Annotated in this window: 18 protein-coding genes and 1 tRNA gene; 3 read left to right on the forward strand and 16 right to left on the reverse strand. The window is 41.2% G+C overall.

Translation table 11 applies throughout. From position 1 onward, the window contains the following. Positions 1-176 precede the first annotated feature (176 nt). A complete protein-coding gene (locus CRO04_RS27350; RefSeq protein ID WP_334293636.1) occupies positions 177-587 on the forward strand; it encodes an IS110 family transposase in 411 nt (136 codons plus the stop codon). Positions 588-666: 79 nt separating this feature from the next. Here CRO04_RS27350 and CRO04_RS24590 read toward each other — a convergent pair whose 3' ends face one another. The 15 genes from CRO04_RS24590 to CRO04_RS24660 all read right to left on the reverse strand — a co-directional run bounded on the left by CRO04_RS24590 (position 667) and on the right by CRO04_RS24660 (position 17,822). Next, entirely contained in the window at positions 667-1,974 is a 1,308-nt protein-coding gene (locus CRO04_RS24590) for an anti-sigma factor domain-containing protein (RefSeq protein ID WP_097006894.1), read from the reverse strand. After that, positions 1,971-2,666, reverse strand: coding sequence for a sigma factor (locus tag CRO04_RS24595; RefSeq protein WP_166432672.1), 696 nt, complete (start codon positions 2,664-2,666; stop codon positions 1,971-1,973). Before CRO04_RS24595 ends, CRO04_RS24590 begins: the two co-directional genes overlap by 4 nt. A 217-nt stretch (positions 2,667-2,883) precedes the next feature. Continuing rightward, complete coding sequence (locus CRO04_RS24600; protein ID WP_097006896.1) at positions 2,884-4,725, reverse strand: sigma-54-dependent Fis family transcriptional regulator; 1,842 nt, start codon at positions 4,723-4,725, stop codon at positions 2,884-2,886. Continuing rightward, positions 4,715-5,332, reverse strand: coding sequence for a histidine phosphatase family protein (locus CRO04_RS24605; protein WP_097006897.1), 618 nt, complete (start codon positions 5,330-5,332; stop codon positions 4,715-4,717). The genes CRO04_RS24600 and CRO04_RS24605 overlap by 11 nt, the downstream gene beginning before the upstream one ends. Continuing rightward, positions 5,229-6,431 (reverse strand): DVU_1551 family NTP transferase, encoded by a 1,203-nt coding sequence (locus tag CRO04_RS24610; protein ID WP_097006898.1) that lies wholly within the window; start codon positions 6,429-6,431, stop codon positions 5,229-5,231. The genes CRO04_RS24605 and CRO04_RS24610 overlap by 104 nt, the downstream gene beginning before the upstream one ends. Then, positions 6,418-7,473, reverse strand: a complete 1,056-nt coding sequence (locus tag CRO04_RS24615; protein ID WP_097006899.1) for an XdhC family aldehyde oxidoreductase maturation factor — start codon at positions 7,471-7,473, stop codon at positions 6,418-6,420. The genes CRO04_RS24610 and CRO04_RS24615 overlap by 14 nt, the downstream gene beginning before the upstream one ends. Next, positions 7,466-8,770, reverse strand: coding sequence for a DVU_1553 family AMP-dependent CoA ligase (locus tag CRO04_RS24620; RefSeq protein WP_097006900.1), 1,305 nt, complete (start codon positions 8,768-8,770; stop codon positions 7,466-7,468). Before CRO04_RS24620 ends, CRO04_RS24615 begins: the two co-directional genes overlap by 8 nt. Next, a complete protein-coding gene (gene trsS, locus CRO04_RS24625) occupies positions 8,736-10,139 on the reverse strand; it encodes a radical SAM (seleno)protein TrsS (RefSeq protein WP_420323217.1) in 1,404 nt (467 codons plus the stop codon). The genes CRO04_RS24620 and trsS overlap by 35 nt, the downstream gene beginning before the upstream one ends. Then, the gene (locus tag CRO04_RS24630) at positions 10,108-10,569 is read right to left on the reverse strand and encodes a DVU_1555 family C-GCAxxG-C-C protein (RefSeq protein WP_097006902.1); all 462 of its coding nucleotides are present in this window, start codon (positions 10,567-10,569) and stop codon (positions 10,108-10,110) included. Before CRO04_RS24630 ends, trsS begins: the two co-directional genes overlap by 32 nt. After that, positions 10,562-11,299: a DVU_1556 family methyltransferase gene (trsM, locus tag CRO04_RS24635; protein WP_242974641.1), complete on the reverse strand. Its 738-nt coding sequence runs from the start codon at positions 11,297-11,299 to the stop codon at positions 10,562-10,564. The genes CRO04_RS24630 and trsM overlap by 8 nt, the downstream gene beginning before the upstream one ends. Beyond that, the gene (locus CRO04_RS24640; protein ID WP_097006903.1) at positions 11,300-11,506 is read right to left on the reverse strand and encodes a DVU_1557 family redox protein; all 207 of its coding nucleotides are present in this window, start codon (positions 11,504-11,506) and stop codon (positions 11,300-11,302) included. A gap of 2 nt (positions 11,507-11,508) precedes the next feature. After that, positions 11,509-13,869, reverse strand: coding sequence for a pyridine nucleotide-disulfide oxidoreductase/dicluster-binding protein (locus tag CRO04_RS24645; protein WP_097006904.1), 2,361 nt, complete (start codon positions 13,867-13,869; stop codon positions 11,509-11,511). Positions 13,870-13,945: 76 nt separating this feature from the next. Continuing rightward, the gene (locus CRO04_RS24650; RefSeq protein WP_097006905.1) at positions 13,946-16,666 is read right to left on the reverse strand and encodes a molybdopterin-dependent aldehyde oxidoreductase; all 2,721 of its coding nucleotides are present in this window, start codon (positions 16,664-16,666) and stop codon (positions 13,946-13,948) included. A 417-nt stretch (positions 16,667-17,083) separates the two neighbouring features. After that, positions 17,084-17,461, reverse strand: coding sequence for a hypothetical protein (locus tag CRO04_RS24655; protein ID WP_097006906.1), 378 nt, complete (start codon positions 17,459-17,461; stop codon positions 17,084-17,086). A 64-nt stretch (positions 17,462-17,525) separates the two neighbouring features. Continuing rightward, the gene (locus CRO04_RS24660; RefSeq protein ID WP_097006907.1) at positions 17,526-17,822 is read right to left on the reverse strand and encodes a hypothetical protein; all 297 of its coding nucleotides are present in this window, start codon (positions 17,820-17,822) and stop codon (positions 17,526-17,528) included. A gap of 1,012 nt (positions 17,823-18,834) precedes the next feature. Here CRO04_RS24660 and CRO04_RS27215 point away from each other — a divergent pair. Next, on the forward strand, positions 18,835-19,197 hold the full coding sequence (locus CRO04_RS27215; protein WP_330400936.1) for a hypothetical protein: 363 nt from the start codon (positions 18,835-18,837) through the stop codon (positions 19,195-19,197). Beyond that, complete coding sequence (locus tag CRO04_RS26980; RefSeq protein WP_242974642.1) at positions 19,185-19,556, forward strand: hypothetical protein; 372 nt, start codon at positions 19,185-19,187, stop codon at positions 19,554-19,556. Before CRO04_RS27215 ends, CRO04_RS26980 begins: the two co-directional genes overlap by 13 nt. A gap of 439 nt (positions 19,557-19,995) precedes the next feature. Here the strand turns inward: CRO04_RS26980 and CRO04_RS24670 are convergent. Further along, positions 19,996-20,068, reverse strand: a tRNA-Gly gene (locus CRO04_RS24670). Positions 20,069-20,295 lie beyond the last annotated feature (227 nt).

Genomic DNA, 20,295 nt, shown 5'->3' on the forward strand with positions numbered 1-20,295 from the left:
TAATATTTTTAAGATACATAAATGTACCTTGATAACTTAATTAATTTTGTTCAATAGGCTTAGTTAAGCCCATGATATAATTGTCTTAGTGTCAATCAGGTAATAGTTCTTCCATCTCCTGTTGAACCAGTGTTGGTTGCTTCATAATAAGTCTGTTCCCCTGACATGGAATTAAGCTGAATTCTTATATAGATGCTTATAATGACTTGCCAAAGAATGATCATGTGGACTCTTTTGTCATTGCTGACTGCCTGCGTTTTGGAAGAATCAACAAAGAGGTATACATAGGAGACTATCACTATAAAGCAATCCAGAACCTTACACGAGCACGCTACTTTGCCGTCTGCAACCTCACCAAGGAAAAGCAACGGTTTATGAATGTGCTGTTCAAGAAGTATTCAACCATGACACAGAAGAAGGTGTTTTCAGATACCTTCAGTACTACCGCCCTTGCTGTCTTCAATCTGCAAATCCATTTGCCTTTAGAACATCATTCATACCATTTTCCAGCATCAGTTCAATACCGACTTATTTTTATCTATCATATCATTCTACATTTCTATAGTCCAGTTGTTTTCATGAATTAGAAAAACACAGAAACAATATATGATTATATTGCTTCTGCGGCAGTTACTTTTTTCCCATGTCTATTAGCTGAATAACTCTTTAAGTCCCTTTTTTTGAATTACCCTGATTTGATTTTTTAACTGGCGTTTCCTTCTTTTCCTTCTTTTCCTTTACATTATCATAACTCTTATCAGAGTCAGTTTTATGCTTTTCTTCCTTAGACTGTGTTCTTTCCGACTCTTTAACCTCTTTGCTCTGTTCTTTTAATTCAGCCTTTTCCTGCTTATCAATTTCCTGATTTACCTTTATCTCTTCTTTCATCTGTTTTTCTGTTTCTTTTTCTTGTGCAGTCTTTTCTGCTTTATCTGGTTTTGTACTCTCGGATGGCTTCATTTTTCCTGATACATCTGTAGCTTTACCACTTTCTTCCAAGTCATTGCCAACGTCTGAAGTTTCTTCGTTCATCGTGTTCGATACAGGATCAGATTCGGAGGCTGATTCACTGGTTGGTTCAGGCTGCTCTGCAACTGCTGTTTTTCTATTCTTTTTTATTTCTTTCATAATGTCTTTTACAGGTCTGTTTAACCATTCCTCTATTACGATTTTTTCAGGATCGCTGGCACTTGACTTTAATTTCTCTACCAAATTCAGTTTACCAGGTGTTACTCCCAAAGTTCTTGCTTCCCGGACCCGTGCTAAACCGACACTGGAAACCTCGACTTCTACCGTTTCATCTACAGCTTTCTCAACTGCCTCACGTATTTCTGAAACGACTTTATCGGATACCTTACTATTGCCGCCTGACACGGTAATAACAATACCACCATCAATTGTTTTTTCCCATTGTGTATCCGTACCGTTGTTTTCCGTCGCCTGACTAGCTGTAGCTGTTACCGGCTCAGCCGTTTCTTCACCGGTCTTTAACGCTTCACTGGCTGTGGCTGTCGCCGGTTTAAGATTGCTTTCCTTAAAATAGCCCTCATTTGAGATCTGTTGTACCGTTGCCAATATGGCATCTTCAATAGACTTATTCTTTAAACCTGCCATATTCAGTTCAGCCAATATGGCTTGACCGTCATCATTGACTGCATTCACCTTAATCACCCGATCCAAACGGTTCAGCGTATATTCTATAGAAGGATTAACATCAAGGCTGACATAAGAGTATGGTGCAGCATAAGCCCATACACCTGCGCCTGCACTAAACAGCATGATTGCCGCGCAGGAAGCACATAATGCCATTTTTTTCGTAACAGATATTTTTTTCATTATAAAGTCCTCTTCCTTTTGTATTGACCAGATTTCCTGACCCACCGCATAATTTTTATTTTTTACTTTTTTAATGCTGCCATCATCAGACAAAACAGCTGCAAATTTACCCTTTATTTCAAGTACAACTGATTTCATCGTTTCATCTCCTCTCTGATGGTTCGCAGATATTCAGCAAGTTCCTGATACTCTCCGGATAGTATCACTATGGCTGCTATTATATATTTTCGATGCCGCTCTATTATTTTCCGGGGTACTTTTGTATTATTTTCAATGATTTTTACAGGTAATAATTTCGTTTTTTCCAATACCTGGGTAACCATTGGATCTCCTAAGCAAAAGGAGATGGCCTTCACGCAGGCAGTTTTTGTTTTCGCGGCCTTGGGAGAAGATTTTATCAGATCAAAGAAAGTAAAGCCGAAATCCATAAGAATTTCATTTACCGCATTGATTTCAAATGCAAGACTTTCCTGTTTATGAGACTCCAATGATTTTTTAGTAACAGCATATCCAATGTGATCATTTTCATCCGATGCCGAATCCGAATCAAATAGTACCGGATTTACAGTTATCTCATTTCTATATTTTTTCTGCTGTCTTATATAATCAATTAACCGTCTTTGTATTACCATTTTTGCAAAATTAAAAAAACTGCCGCGTTTTAAATCATAAGCCTTAACAGCCTCAACAAAAGCGCTTAAGGCAATGGACCATTCGTCATCGCTTTTCGTTACAAAATGTCCTGTAACTCTTGATGCAGTACACAAAATGACCGTTTCCTGTTGTTCAATAAAACAATTTAATATATTCTCATCCTGTGCTGCTTCCAAAGCCAGGTAATCCAGTTCACGCAGGACTATCCCCTCCCTTTATCCGGATTAAATGCATGTATCCGGAAATTATTTACTCTTCTTCTAGTTATATTCGATTATATTTTTAATTTTTTTGGGGTATCTGTCATTTTTTTTAATTCCCATTCACAAATACCCACCGGATCAATATTGCCCGTTACATTGATCTGGTGGGTATTTATATTATATATTAATATTATGTTTTTATATTATACTTTTTCATTTTGCTATAAAGTGTATTCCTTCTGATTCCCAAATCACTGGCTGTTCTGGTAATGTTCCCGTTGTTTTTCTGAAGAACTTTCTTCAGTTGTTCCCGCTCCACATACGCCAGGTCCAAAACTTCTTCTTCCTGACTATTATCTCCATCACCGTTTTCCTGATTAAAGTACTCTGTAGGAATGGTCTCTGAATTAACAATCAATTCCACAATGTTTTCCAGTTCTCTGATATTGCCCGGCCAATTATAATTCATCATCTGTTTTAAGTATTCTTTTGGAATTTCCACCTCTTTTTTATTGAGCTTATTACAGATCAGTTTCATAAAGTATTGTATCAGAAGAGTAATGTCCTTTTTTCGTTCACGCAGCGGCGGCAGATATAACGGCAGGACATTAAGGCGGTAATATAGATCTTTCCGAAATCTTCCTGACTCCACTTCTTTCTTTAAATCTTTGTTGGTAGCTGCGATTACTCTTACATTAACAGGAATTGCCTTCTGACTGCCTATCCTGGTTATAATTCCTTCCTGCAGTACCCGCTGAAGTTTAACCTGCATATCCAAAGGCAGCGCGCCGATTTCATCAAACAATATGGTCCCGCCATCCGCCTGCTCAAACTTCCCCTGACTGCCTCCCTTTTTAGCTCCTGCGTAAGCTCCCTCTTCATAGCCGAAAAGCTCAAGCTCCATAAACTCCTTCGGTATTGCCCCACAGTTTATTGCTATAAAAGGAGCATCCATTCTGCTGCTGTAATTGTGTATGGACTGGGCAAAGACTTCTTTTCCTGTACCACTCTCGCCCAAAATCAGGATCGTTGACTTGCTGTCAGCTATTTTTTTCGCATACTGGACGATTTTCAGGAAATTGGGATCTTCACCGATAATTTTATCAAACGTATAATAGGCCAGAATATTTGACTTTTTAATTTCTTCAAATACATACACGATCTCTATACTGTCATCTACAGGATTGTATATAGGATTTGCCGTAAGATGACAATTGAAATTCTTAATACTGATATCCTGTTCCACATTTTCTCCGTTAACGATGACTTCTATCATAGACTCCCAGTTCTTAATAAGCTCATTCATCCTCGTGACTTCCATAAGGCTGTCAGCTTTACCAAAAAGCTCGGTTGCCTGATTATTATATAGCTTCACATTTCCTTCCAGATCTGAAGTAATAATAGCCACTGGCATAGAATTAAATATAGTATTGATATGTTTATAATTTATATTCTGCATTTTATGGTACTCTTTCACCTTCAGCATTTCTTCAATGGCATTGGATGCGGCAATTACCATTCCAAGAGTGTGGGGATGCACCTGTTCTGTATAGCCTGTCAGGTTTAAGACTCCAATCAGCTTTCCATGGTTGTCCTTGATGGGCGCGCCGGAACAGGTCCACCTGTGATATGCCTTTATGATATGATCTTCTCCGGATAATTGTATAGGGCTTCCGGTTTTTAGCACAATCGCCATTGCATTAGTACCAATACTCTCCTCGTCCATGTATGCACCTGGAACCATCTTTAGTTCAAAGGCTTCATTCAGGATCTTCTCATTGCCAAATACATTTAGGATACACCCTTCTCCATCTGTTAATAAAACAAAGAAATTATAATCAATAACAAAATTAATTAACTGCTCCATATATGGAGCGGCTGTTAAAATCATATTTCTTTTTTCTGCAAATTTCTTTTGTAATTCAATGTTATTGATTATTTTTTTACTGTATACCTGGTCGCAGCTGATATCCGCCGCTATGCTCCTCTTTCGTGAGCTTTCAATAATCGTGCGAAAATCATTATGATTCATCCGAATTTTTCCTCCTTCCTGTCAATTGTTCCACCTGATAACCGGAATCCTCCATACATCTTATCTCATAAATACAGCCATATGGCTGTTCAATCAGGAAAAAATCATGGATGGATATTCCCTGTATCTTACTTAAAATAGTCCGGTTAACTCCAGCATGTGCTATGATTATAATATTTCCGGAGTATTGTTTCACAATGTGTTCAAATGCTGGCAGTACTCTTTCTGCAAGCTGCCCGAAGCTTTCCCCTCCGGGAGGCTGAAACGTTAACAGATGCTTCCCTCTCTCTTCATATGCGTCAGGGTAACTGCCTTTAATCATCTGCATCGGCTTATTTTCCCATAATCCCAAATTAATTTCCTTAAATTCCTGTACCTCAATTATCCCGTTACGGCTGCAGCCGGAAATAATTTCTGCCGTTTCTCTGCATCTTTTTAACGGACTTGTAAAAATGAAATCTATAGCCATATTCTGAAAGAATTCCATTAAAGCTTCTGCCTGGTCAATCCCTTCCCTGATTAAGGGCAAATCTGTAATCCCCAAATACCTCTTCTCGTTTCCTGTATGTATCTTTCCATGCCTGATCAGATAAATGCGTTTTGTCATATTGAATACCAGTACCGGTAATCCTTTCTATTTTATCGACGATAAGTTTAGCCGCCTGCCAGCGTTTTTTTATATTGTCAATTGCCTCTGGCGAATCTCCCTTGTCTCTTAAAGCCTGAGAGAACTTTTCATCCAGGCTGCAGATTCTGTCTCCCTCAATAATCTTGTCAGCCAGATAGAGAATCTCATTCTCTGTCAGTGGTTCCCGGTCTCTGACTTCAATATCCATATGGGTTGCAATTATATCACCTACAAAATCATATCCCATCGATCTTACAATATCCGCACCTGCTGCCGCATGTTTTTTTTCATATCTTACCATATCATGTAAAAGGGCTGCTGCAAAAAGAGCATCTCCATCTAAACGGATCCCGCAAAAGCTTAGCTTCATGAAGAGCATATGTGCAATTCGTTCCACTGCATCACAATGTCTGCAGACTGGTTCCGGAACATTATAGTACCTTCGGATTGCCTGGCATTCGTCCACATCCGGAGCATTTAACCGATCATATGCCAGAAGTTTTTCATAATCCTCTGTCCGGTCCATATCCATTAAAATAGCTTTGTCACAAACCGGTACACAAACAGAATCGTCTTCAAACTTCTTAAGAATCTGTTTCAGTCCGCCTTCATCCGGACTGGTTGTGATCAGCGTACTGTATTTGCAGCTAATCAGAGGAGGGTGCCCATTTTTACCATCAAAGGCCGGATAAATTACTCCCTTATTACATTTATAATATGTATCAGTTAAAAAATCCAGTGTTTTTATCTTTATTAATGGAATATCTACTGGCTGCATAAAAAATGCACCGATTTTTTTATCCAATGCCACTATTCCTTTTTTTATTGATGTCAGCATCCCCTCTGCATAAGACTCATTCATAACCCATACCACTTCCGGATCTTTTATCCGGCTGATGAGTTCTGTGCTGTTATGTCCCACTACTATATAAATATCCCTGATACCGGAACTTCTGTATGTATCAATCAGCCGTTCCACTGCTGTACGGTCTTTAAACTGATACATTGGTTTAAATCCATTCATCCGGGATGAATATCCTGCTGCTATAATAATAACTGCTATTCTATCCCCTGTCATATGCCTTCCCTCTTCTTACCTTAATAAGCTCTGCCGCAATGCTGACTGCTATTTCTTCCGGAGTCTCTGCATGGATATTAAGGCCGATCGGGCAGAAAATACGTTTCACGTCTTCTTTTGTAAAGCCCTCCTGCAGCAATTCCTGATATGTGTAATCTCTCTTTTTGCTGCTCCCGATTACGCCGATATATCTTGCATCTGTTTTTAACATCTGAGCCAGAACTTTCATATCGTAGGAATGGCCGCGAGTTACAATAATTATATAACTGTCATGATTTATTATGATTTTATCTGATAAATGATCAAGTGATCTCAATGCCCTTACTTCATCTGAAGTCTGGAACCTCTTTTTACTGGCAAATTCTTTTCTGTCATCCACCACTACAGTATAAAACCCCAACTCCTTAGTCAGTGCTGCAATCTTCTGTGCGATATGTCCGGCTCCAATGATACATACCTGCTCAAACCTGTAAAATGGTTCTATGAGATAACGTGCATTTATCTCCTGCAGCTCTACCTCAATATGATTGAAGTTTTCCCGTATAGAAGTGGTAATTCGTTGTACGTCATAATCCTCTTCCCCGTAGAAAGCAGTTTCCGTACAGATCCATTTATCCTTCCCGGTTATAAATGGAATATGCTGGTGAACCATTGTGATAAGTACGAACTCCGTTCCCTGCTTCTTAAGTTCAGCTGCCTTTTCATAGATTCTCACAGCGTCCGCATCATATGGGTCCACATATTCAATCAGAACTTTCACTCCGCCGCCGCAGACCATATCCATAGCAGAATCCGCCTTATCTAAGAGAATAAAATCCTTCAGAACATATTCCCTGCTTTCAAAAACCCCGGATGAAAGCTTCGTTACCATAGCCTCCATCATTCCGCCCCCAATGGAACCGATTAAGGTGAAATCCCGTCTGATTATCATTTTGGTTCCTGTTACTCTTGGTGCGGATCCAGATTTACTCACAATGGTCGCTACAACAAAATCCTGTCTTTCCCTCAGTAAAGTGATCATTTTTTCGAAACAATCATCCATCTTTTCCCCCACCTTTCTGCAGTTTTATCATACTTCTTTTTCTCATACTATTGGTAATATTCAGTGTCCTGCTGTCAGGCTTCCAGGCCATAAATACATTGACGTTCCACCCACTATGGATTTGCTCCATAATTTCTTCCTGAAGCTTTACAAAGGTATCTCCATTTATTAAAGTGAGACAGATCAACAGGGTATCTGTTTCAGAATATGAAGCAGTATAATCCAACACTTCCCCATATTTTAAAATAATTTCGTCTAAGTCTCTCAATTGTATCTCCTGAGAATTACTGAAAATTACTTTATTGGTCAATCTGCCTGTCACTTTGTCCATTGTTCTTAAAAACGTTTTGCAGGAACACAGATTAGGGGAAAAACGTGCCCGATCACCGGTCCGGTACCGGATAAGAGGCATAGCCTGCCTGCGAAAGGTAGTAAATACCACCTCCCCATACTGACCGTCTTCCACTGGTTCTCCTGTTATCGGGTCGATAATTTCAAAGTATAAATCCCCTTCACGCAGATGATAGCCTGCTAATGCCTGGCATTCTACGCCGCCTCCATACCCCATTTCCGTCATACCATAATGATTAAAAACAGCACATTGAAATCTGCATTCCAACTCCCTGATCAAAACATCCGGCACATAATCTGTACTCAGCAGAACCTTTTTTATATATTTTCCGAATATTTCACCTTTCAGGCGGCTTAAGTACAGGATCTGCATAGGGATTCCCACAATACAGGAAATGTTGTTCTCAATTATGATCTGCTCCACTTCATCCGGATTTTTTAAGACTCCATGAACGATACAATCTATATCCGATAATGCCAGTGCCTTTTTTAAAAGATCCCCAATGCTTCCGTAAGCCCTGCCTGGAAGCAGCACAAGGACGCGGTCAGTGGAATCAGTCAGACATTTCATACCATACTGAAAAAAATCAATGGTCTGATTTAAATCTTCTTCTGTAAAATAGATCCGTTTTTCCTCCCCGCTTGTTCCGGAAGTATTGAGCGTAACGATACGCTTTATTTCCTTTTCCGATACACACAAAAAATCCGTGGATTTTTTCTTTATATCTTCCGGGTATGTAAAGGGTATTGTATGAAAATCACTGATTGTTTTAATAGAGTCAATATTGAATTTTTCCAGCTTTCTTTTATAATATCTGCTCTTATCTTTTGCATAATGCAGTGTCTCCACTAACTGCTTTATTTGATATTCCTCAAGTGCCACTCTGCTTTTTTCATGGATACCGGTTTTTTCAAGGATCCATGGTTCTAACGGCGTCAGCTTCATATAATGACCCCTTTTCCAGATTTCTATAAAGAGACCTTCCTTCTGTATTTGTTAAATGGTACATGCAAAACGGTATGAGTCTTAGATCCCCGGTCACAACGTGAATACAACAGTCTTTAATCCGTTCTAAATTGACATTCCATGCATCCTGAAATGCCATGGCAGAGATACTAAAAGAATTCCTCTGAATCTTTTGCAGTATCATATCCCAGTCAGAAGAAACCTTTTGCTGCTCACCTGTTTCGCAGTCATGACCGGTCCAGTTTCTCGCCACAAATGCTTTCGCCTTTTTTGCCCCTTCCTCTGCCTGCGTAGTACCGCAACAGCAGCTTTCACGTTTGGTGACAGGATTTAATACATTTCCTTCAATGATATAATTGCCATGAAAAGAGCAAAGAGAATTCTCACACCCCGGTGGTTTCATGCTTTGGGCACTTACCATTCCACCTGTTTGTTTCGTTACTTCTTCCATGACTTCCGGCAGGGTGATGCGGTCTTCATCGGAAGGCGCATGAGGCATCCGTCCAAAGTAGCTGACAGGCTGGAAATGAACCCCTCTTACCGCCGGAGCCTGGTCGATTGCAAACCTGATTATTTCTCCAATCTGACCTGTGTTAACTCCAGGAACCAGTGTTGGAACCAATACCACTCCAATTCCAAACTTTCTGCAATTTTCAATTGCTTTTACTTTTTTTTCAAACAGCGGCCGTCCCCTGAGTTTTTTATATATTTCATCACTGATCCCGTCAAATTGTAAGAAAACCGAGCTCAGCCCTGACTGTTTCAGCCTTCGTACATAGTCCTCCTCATCTGCGATACGGATTCCATTGGTATTGAGCTGGATAAAAGAAAACCCCAGTTCTGTCCCCATTCTGACAATATCCGGAAGGTCATCTCTCACCGTTGGTTCTCCCCCCGACAGCTGGATATTACAGCTGCCGGAAACTTTAAAAACCGTTTGGTATTGTTTACGAAGGTCTTCTAAGGACGGTTCTTTTTCCTTTGCGGGGTGAGAATCTGCAAAACAGAATCTGCAGTTTAAATTGCAGTTTTGTGTCACCTCAAGCAAAGCCGTACAGGTATGCTGCCGGTGTTCTTCGCAGAGTCCGCAATCAAACGGACAACCTTGTTTCACACTTGTTACGGGATTTTTAATAAACGCTCTTTCTTTGTTCCGTATCCAGCTGCTTATTGGAATTTTACTCCGCCACAAAACCGATGTTGAACGACCATGATCCGGACAGATTTTATACATATAAGCGACATCATTCTCTGTAAGGATAAAAGCAGGTATTTTTTTCAGGCAGACCGGACACAGACTTTCTGTTTCATATTGATCAGACACCATCTTCTCTCTCCCTGTTCCCATAGTCAAATCCATATTCAAATAGAATTTCGCAGACCTTTAAATAACTTTTTGCAAGAATATCGCCGCACTTTACCTGATATGCCTGGTTTCCATCCTTAAAGCTCGTCACTCCAATCAGGTCCTGACAGTCCAGACTTCCAAATTCAATTTCAAACCACTGGCAGAATTCGTCAATCATACGTGAAAAATGCTCATTTGAGTATTCGGTTTCTCTGCCTTTTCCTGCATATAATCCCAGGATTCCGATTCCTCCGGTTAAAACACCACAGGTTTTCTGGTTACCCCCAATTCCTTTGCAAAGCCCCTGTAGCGCCCGGATCAAATCATGATTTTCGCTCTCTTCATCATCGAGGGCCAGTTTCATCATAACCTGAGTACAGCAAAAGCCTGATGCAGACAGCTTAAATATTTTAAAATTCAAATCATCCATAATACTCATCCTTTCTGCAGATCATCAAGAAATACCCTGGTTTGCATTGTTTTATTTTCTGATGGAATAAAGTTCCCGTCTCACAAGTCTGACTTCCCGCCGCTTTGTTCCAAAATACGTCCATGGATCCAAACTGAAAAATAATTTTTACCATCAGTTCTTTTAACAAATCACTGCAGTCTTCCAGAATACAGATATGAAACCCAAGATCTGTTAAGTTTTTCTGAAGCTTTTCCAGATCATGAAGCCCTCTCATGCAGCTTACCACCGGGCTGCTTCGCAGCGTTTCTGCTTCATCAGGTTTTTTAGCGTATACATCGGTAATTGCAAACCAGCCTCCGTTATTCAAAACGCGCCTTACTTCTCTTAAGGTTTTACCAATGTCATTCATAAGTGATAATGTACACTCTGCCAGCACAAAATCGAAACTATCATTTTCAAAGGGAAGAAAATCTCCAGTACCTGACAGGAATCTGGCAGACGGACAATTCTCTCTTGCTATACCCAACAGCTTTTCAGACGGATCAATTCCAACCGCTTTCATATTATAATTCTGATATAAAAATCCAATGCTGGCTCCCATTCCACAGCCCAGATCAAGGATTTTATGTTCAGAGGTAATATGGCAGAACTCCACTGCTTTCTTTGTCAGTCTGAATTCTCCAGGCCTTAGTGTACAGCCCATAACATCGCTCATGCATCTGCTTTCATAAGCATTGCAGCTTTCCAATTATTTATCCTCCAATCCCTTTTCTACCTCCAGCATCTTTCCCAAAGCCAGTTCCTCACTGATAAATACCTGACTGCATTGCGGGCATTTATAAAGCTCAACTTCAAAGTTACCTTCCAGATACCGTACTTTTACCTTCTCTAAAACAAGCGCTCTTTGGCATCTGCCGCACATCCATGGATTCTTCTCATTCTTGTCAGCTTCCACTTTTATTCCTCCAATACTTCCATCCGGTGGCTGTATACCTGTTTGACAATAATCTTGTTTCCTTTTTCTTCATATTGGACCCAGTATGTCACATTCTCAAGTCTTAATCTGGCCAGGTAATTGCATGTATCCGGCATAAAGAACCGTTCGTTGTACTTTCTGGAATGATCAACAACCTTCCAGACATCATCAGTCAGAATAAACCGCTCATCCATGACGGCCAGAACATCTTCCGGTATTATTCCTTCAAAATCACAACCTGTTTCCATATCCTGTTTTTCCTTCCATATCTCTTCCAGCAGATTTTTCTTTAATTTTCTTCTGTTATTATGCCTGTCTGATAAAGTAAGAATGGTCTGGGGCGAATCATCTTCTAATTCATTTCCATAAATAATATCCAGAATATGATATACCCGTTTATTCCCTCTCATAAGAGAATCCTTACACATCGCACAGTAAACAAGAAGATCCTGACTGGCTTCGCTAACCCGGTCAGATACAAATGTCTCTGCCTGTTCCTTATTGGCATTGGAAACCAAACCGCCATATCCGCAGCATTTTGCCTTTTCTCTGGAATAATCAAGTTCCTCTATCTTATAACCCAGCGTTTTTGCTATATTTCTTATGCTCTCATGAATATTAGTATGATATCTGGCAGTACATGCATCGTGGATATTCAGAACCCTTTTTCCCTGCTTAATATCGACTTCCGGCAAACCGTACTGGTCCAGTATTTCCCATAAGGAAACAGTCCGGATCATGGGCATATATTTTTCAAACATACTCATGCAGCTGGTACATGCCAGAATAAATACAGGCTGATCCATCTCATCCCAGACTTTCTTTATCTTGTTGACATTTTCCTGCATCAGATCCTGCCTTCCTGCCCAGTCCGCGGGAGCACCACAGCATCCCAGATACATCCCCACATCTTTCTCGGCTTCATGCTCCTTGATCACACCCACCAGATGTTTATACATCTGCCCGATATACTTTGCATGTGTGGCACTCAGCTGACATCCGGGATAAAATAAATATCCAGTCTTCCCTGAACCTTTATACAGTCCTCTCGCGTATTGGGAGAAAGCCAGCACAGGATAATAAAAGAGAGCTTTTGACTGTTCCTTATCCGGTTGTCTTCTGACCATTGAACAATCTTCACTCATGGAAAACTGCATATCCTTCAGTGCGAAATCATGGGCGGATAATGGCATCTTCCCTCGCTCCACCATGCTCTTTCGGGTTTCATGAATAATATCCTGCATTCCAATCCCAACTGGGCATTGTACCTTGCATAATCCGCATTCCGTACAGGAATTGATCATTTTGTTAGCAAAATGTGTTCCAAGAATGATCCGCTCATTGTGGTTAATTCTTCTTATATACGCATTGGGCGTGATGTCAAACTTCTGCATATGGCTGCATGCCCTGATACATTCATTGCACTGGCATTTAAAGCACCGGCCTGCTTCTTTTTCTGCTTCGCTCCCGGAATATATCCCGGTCTCTTTTTTAACTGGCTCCTCCCATATTTCATCTTTCACAGAATAATTCAATAATGTCTTAAAGACACCCTCCCGCTCCCGGGATGCCATCATGGAGCTTTTACTGATAAACCGGTCAATGGAAACCGCTGCTCTCTTTCCGGAACTGGCAGATAATATAACAGAATCCTGACACCCGGAAAGCTTACCGCCAACAAATAGCGGTGGTTCCTCTGCCTGGAAGGTGACCGGATCTGGGGAAAATTGTCTGCTCCAGTTTCCCGTTCCCAGATACAGGGCATCAAACTGCCCCATAAGTTCCTTTCGTTTCTCTTCCGTCACTTCAGTCCCACAGATTATTTTTATCCCGCTTTTTTCAATTTGTTCCAGCTCAGCTTCTATTTCCTCTTTTAATAATCCGTTTCCTTCATAATCCCAGAATCTCCCACCAATCCGTTTATTTTTTTCAAATATTGTTACCAGATAGCCTTTTTTATTTAAATCCAACGCAGCACAAAGTCCGCTCAATCCCCCACCGATTATCGCTACATTCCCCTTTTTCTTAGGTATGGGAATTGCCTTTTTCGGAGGTTTATACCCCAGTTCAATCACTGCCCGTTCCAGTTCACCGATATGAATACTTCCTCCTGCATCCTTTCTGGAACAAACATTTTCACAAGGATGATCGCAGATCTTTCCCAGCAGTCTGGGAAGAGGAAGTCTGCTTTCCAGCAATCTGTATGCTTTTTCAAAATCTCCCTTTTCTATTTCTGATACAAATGCAATCACATCCAGATGAACCGGACAGGAGGCGGTACATTCCGGCGGTTCATTGTGAATACACTGATTGCTGATTTCCAATAATTTATCCAGATCCATGAAAGCCCTCCTATCAGTTTCCTTAAATTGAAACAGGAATTGGGAAATGCAGTCACTTCCCAATTCCTGATTTCAATTATTTCTTCAGTCCGGCAAGGACCTTTTCAGGAAGCGCCGGTAAATGTGTCACTCTGACACCGCATGCATTGTAGATTGCATTGATAATGGCTGCATGTGGAGCAGCAAGAGGCATTTCACCAGCACCGGAAGCACCGTAAAAGTTATTCGGTCTTTTTGTTTCCGTATACATCAGCTGTATTACATCTGGTACATCTTTAATCTGCGGGATACCACAACGGGTGAGTGTTGTATGCTTTTTTAAATCATCGAAATCTTCTGATAAGGCAAGACCAATTCCCTGAACAAGTCCTCCGTACATCTGTCCGTCAACAGCCAGTTTATTAATAATTGTTCCAACATCAGAGGCCAGAGTCATCTTCTCCACCTTTGTCTTTCCGGTGTTTAAATCAACCTCTACCTCTGCAACACAGACTCCGTACATATATCCTGCAAACGGATTTCCCTGTCCTCCTTCAGGCGGAGTATCGGTACATGGGGCAGTCCATTTACCATGGTATTTTAATTCCAGTCCCTCCTCTACCATTTCTTCATAAGTACGGTAGGTACCATCTTCTTTTTTCATTGCTTCCAGTAAGTTTCTGCAGGCTGCCGTAGTAGCATTGCCGGTAACCAGGTTCTGGCGGCTGCCGCCGGAAGGTCCACTGTTGGGTGTCTTTGTCATGTCATTCATAACCAGATCAATCTGTTCCGGTTTCAGATTTAACGGCTTTAATGTCTCATGAGCATAGGTCAAAGTGCCGATATCTGCACCCTGTCCATGATCCTCCCAGGAGTTGCCAACTGAAACCCCTTTGGGAGTAAGCTCTGCCCAGGCTTCAGAAGTATCCGGACCATCCAGACCGCATCCATAGATATTAACGGTAATACCAACCCCATATTTCTTATCTTTACTTTCTTCATTTTTCCGTGCTGCATTCTTTTTCGCTTCCTCATATACCGGGCGGGCCTTTTCAAACAATCCTTCCAGGCAGTATACATCAGGCTGGCAGCTCGTAGGCGTTGTGTCACCTTCTCTATAAATATTCTTATAACGGAATTCAAACGGATCCATCCCCACTTTTTCTGCCAGTTCATCAATTAATACTTCTGATGGGAACATTATTTCCGGTGCTCCATAACCGCGGAAAGCAGAACCCCATCCATGATTCGTACATACAGTTCTTCCATTTCCCCGTATATTGGGAATGTGATAGCCCGCACCACCGAACTGGAAGCCTCTCTGTGTCAGTAAATCACCAAATTCAGAATAAGGACCATGATCCACACTCCAGTCAGATTCCATGGCCAGAAGTTTCCCTTCCTTGTCAGCAGCCATCTTCATGGTAGTCCAGAACGGTGACCTCTTACCTGTATAGGTAATCTGCTGGAACATATTAAATTCAAGATATACCGGACGGCCTGTTGCAAGAGTGGCTACCCCCAGCAGAGCTTCAATTGTGGGGCTGAATTTATAACCAAATGTTCCACCTGTATTATTCTGTACAATATAAACATCCTCCGGCTTCATCCCCACACCTTCTGCTATCATCAGGGCATGAAAATGAATTGCAATACTCTTGGAATGAATAATTAATTTGCCGTCATCATCTACGTAAGCAAATCCTACGTCGGGTTCAATGGGCAGATGTGGCTGCCTCTGAACATAAAAGCTGTCCTCTGCCACATAGGGAGCACTCTCCATAATCGGAGCGGTCTCCTTCCCCTTTGCAATATAATTTTCAAAGTAAACATTAGGCGTGCCAGGATGGATTTCAATCGCGTCTTCTGCCATGGCATCCGGTGCGTTCATGTACGCGGGCAGTACTTCCAGTTCCACTTTTACTTTATCCACACCTGTATGAGCTGCCTTTTCGTTCTCGGCAAGAACAATTGCAAGTGCATCACCAAACTGGAATACTTTCTTATCATTTAAGATTGGGCGGTCTAACCCGTCACCTTTATTGGTTGGAAATGCCAGACCATTAATCCGGTTTGTGCCCTTCACATCTTTATATGTTAATACTGCGTATACGCCCGGAACCTGTTCCGCTTCTGATGTGTCTATGGAAATAATATTGGCGTGAGAGACATCAGCCTGAACCAGCTTTGCATGCAGGGTGTTGGAAGGAAGCTTTAAGCCTAAGTCTGCTCCAAAATCCCAGGTTCCTGTAACTTTGGCCAGTGCAGATGGACGTATGTATTCTGTTCCCATCAAGGAGGCACCTTCCGGAATCTTCTTCCAGATATCCTTGACCTCTATCTCGCCTCTCATTAATTTAGCAGCGTCCATAACCGAATCCACTAAAGGTTTGTAACCGGTGCATCGGCAAAGATTCCTGTTCTTCTGGAACCATTCCCTGACTTCCTCTCTTGTGGGATTATCATTCTGGTCCAGAAGAACTTTGGCTGAAACGATAAATCCGGGAGTACAGTATCCACACTGAGCTCCACCATGAACCATCCAGGCAATCTGAAGCGGATGAAGGCGGTCCTTTGTACCGACTCCTTCAATTGTAATTATCTCAGAGTTCTCTTCGACTTTTTTCATCCTGGTAATACACGATCTCACCAGTTTTCCATTCAAAATCACAGAACAGGAGCCGCATTCTCCAATTCCGCATCCCACTTTTGTACCGGTAAGTCCAAGCTGCTTTCTTAACACATCCGACAGCTTATCTTCCGCCTCAGTAACAAGAATTGTCTTGGTTCCATTGATTGTTAATGATTTTTTTAACATCGTATCCCTCCTCATAATATCTTTCACTTTTTTTGTTCGTTTTGCACAATTATAATCATTTAAATCGGTTTTTCACTGTACATTTATTGTATTTTATTTTATATTTCTTTGTCAACTGTCACCGGATCGACCACTTTTCAGACCATAAATTGCGCAATCAGTATAATAGTACTATTTCAAGCTGTGACTATTTTCGGCAGAATACGAATGAATCGCGATAAATATAACATGTTATGTAAATTGCAAGTCTATCATAAGCTGAGATCTTATGTTCAAAAACAGAACAATTTAGTAACTTAAACAAAAAAAATTATTTTATTTTTTTTTAGTTTACTTTTATATCAACGCAAAAAAACCGGAAACGAATAAAAAACCCGTTTCCGGCTAAATATAGAATTTTTATTATATCATTTAAGTTTAAGTATTGCTCCACTCTATTTTCACGATTTCAGGTTGTTGGCTGTTATATCTTACTGTATGTACTGACCGTGTACTGCTGTAAATACTTAATTTATAAGTATCTCCGCTCTTGTCGGTAAATGCCAAATAGCCTGCACCGGAAAAAAATCCTTCCGGTCCCTGTGCATCCACACTAAGAACAAAATCATAAAATCCCGGAGAACCAGTTAATGTTATACCATATACACACCCTTTATCATTAAATCTTATAATGTCATATAAATTTGAGGAGCCATTGATTGTCACCTCAGAGTTTACTGACATTCCATCTTTGCGTTCTGCACTTGAATTCTCACCTATTTTTGCTGCTATAAAATCAGATACTGGATATGCCATAATAATAACCTCCTTCAATTTCTTTTTCTCTTTTTAAATTTAAGACAGGAAAATCCTGCGCATATTAAATACCTATTCTAATTTGTTGTACTGATAGTAGCTGGAAGTCACCACCATCTGCAGGCAACGCTTCGTGTAGATATACACTAACCAGGCTGCTTTGTGGATTCAAAACTGCGGGAAGGCTTTTGCAAATTATCATATGATTTTTACCTGCCACAATTTGCGTTGCCGCATAAAGCAGCGGCGTGTAGTGAACTCCAACAAGTTTACTCATTACTTGTTCAAATCCTTCAGCTACCTCTTTGGGGAGTTCACATGGAGCAAATTCCTCCAATACCCAATTTCCTACTTCACTCATACTTCTACCCCTTTCATTTTTATTTTCTACTATTGGACAGCTCTTAGTTTACCAACAAATAGTTTCTTATGCAGGATCACTTATAGCCTGGGTGATATTGATATAATTATGCAGAACGAATATGTTTTCTGGTGATCATAATTAGAATAGTAACCAGCAGGCTAAGATCTACCCGTTGATTACATTATATTTTTTTTTAGATTGGGTTGGGGCGTTATTGTTTATGATGCAAATATTCAACATATTCGGTTATTACGACTATTTAACGGTTATGATTTCACCTATTCACGTAAATACCATAGATGTGTTTGTTAAGATCGCTACATGCTCTTAGGGGGCCGCTGTCAGTACAAATCAATAATCACATCTTTCTGGTCTGTAAATATCTCAATTACTGTTTTTTATATAAATACTGGATTTTAGGTGATTGGTTCTTTGAAAACTCCTTTCAGTTGTCTTTTTTCCATTAAAACCAGTCTAATCCCTATTTAAAATATTTTGAATATAATAGATTGGGCGTAAAATTACGATGTCTACTGATTTATGGAGGGGAATATTATGCAACCTAAGGAATTTCATGTAATGAATATACACGATTGTTGTGGCACAAATAAATGCTCATCAGATAGATGCTGCAATCATGGAAATATAAATTGTAATCCTTGTCAATGCTAATGCTGCCGTTGTGTAGGGCCGACTGGGGCTACTGGCCCCACTGGACCTACCGGATCTACTGGCGCTACTGGGGCTCAAGGTCCCTCTGGACCTACCGGAGCTACCGGCGCTACTGGGGCTCAAGGTCCCTCTGGACCTACCGGAGCTACTGGGGCTCAAGGTCCCTCTGGACCTACCGGGCCTACTGGCGCTACTGGGGCTCAAGGTCCCTCTGGACCTACCGGAGCTACTGGGGCTCAAGGTCCCTCTGGACCTACCGGGCCTACTGGCGCTACTGGTCCTATCGGGGCCACTGGCACTCAAGGCCCTACTGGATCTACTGGGGACACTGGGCCTATTGGACCGACTGGTGACACCGGACCGACTGGACCTGCTGGAAGTACTGGTCCTATTGGACCTTCTGGCGACACCGGACCTATTGGACCGACTGGTGACACCGGACCGACTGGACCGACTGGTGACACTGGACCTGCTGGGAGCACTGGCCCTATTGGGCCGGCTGGTGACACCGGACCGACTGGACCGACTGGTGACACCGGGCCGACTGGACCTGTTGGAAGCACTGGCCCTATTGGGCCGGCTGGTGACACTGGGCCAGCTGGGCCGACTGGTGACACCGGGCCGACTGGACCTGCCGGTGCCGCGGGATTATCAGAATATGCTTATATCTACAACCTGGATGCTCAAGTGGTTGCTTTAGAGGCAGATATACTGTTTAGTACAAATGGCATTATCGTCGGTACCATCACACATGCACCCGGAACATCTACCATCCAATTTAGTAGCGCTGGTAACTACGCAGTTTGGTTTTATGCCGCAGGCGTTGAACCAAATCAATTTACTGTCTTTCAAAATGGAGCTCCCGTTGCTGGAGCAGTATATGGATCAGGAGCAGGAACACAACCGAATCCAGGTATGGTAATTATTACTGCAGCCGCAGCAGATGTCATAACGATACGAAATCATACAAGCGCTGCAGCAGTTACACTACAGACTTTGGCTGGAGGAACACAAATAAACTCTAACGCTTCAGTATTGATTCAAAAATTAAGCTCTTAATCATACAATTCACCAGATAATTAATTAACCAAAGCAGCTGAACAAAATAGCCGTCCAACTGCTTTGGTTAGATTTTGTTCTCCATACTGGCCACCCGTTTACTTCGTAAATACAATGGAATAATTCAACAGTAAACTATATGACATTGGATAATTGTCATTTAATTATCAGTTTGCTGATACAACTCCCAGTTAATCAGCAAACTTAGATTTCCCCGGTATTTAATCCTTTTCTTATAAAACTGCGTTTCAGTATCTGGTAACTAAAAAGCTCCTCCTTTGCTACAACTTAATATAGCAAAAAAGGAGTAATAAACACCATGGTATTATCTCATCGCTTATCAAAAAACTATATTATAATGCACCTTAACTATCTAATGCTTTAAGTTCTTTTATATATAAATAAAAAAGATTCCCCAAACCGAGAAATCTACATAAAAAGCGCGAGACGGGACTCGAACCCGCGACCCCGACCTTGGCAAGGTCGTACTCCACCAACTGAGCCACTCGCGCTTATGATCTATTCTTTTATTGGGCATATACCCTCAAAACCACACATTGTTATATATCTTTCATCCGTTCTTTCCTCTTAATCAAAATACTAAGCTCGATAATACCTCACTAAGTGTTTTGATATGCCTCGCACTAAACTCGAAAATACCTCGTTAAGTGCTCTGGCGACCTAAACCAACTTGGTTAAGCCCTCGACCTATTAGTGACAGTCAGCTGCACATGTTACC

The sequence above is a fragment of the Lacrimispora amygdalina genome (assembly GCF_900205965.1).
In the GTDB taxonomy this organism is placed as follows: Bacteria; Bacillota; Clostridia; order Lachnospirales; family Lachnospiraceae; genus Lacrimispora; species Lacrimispora amygdalina_A.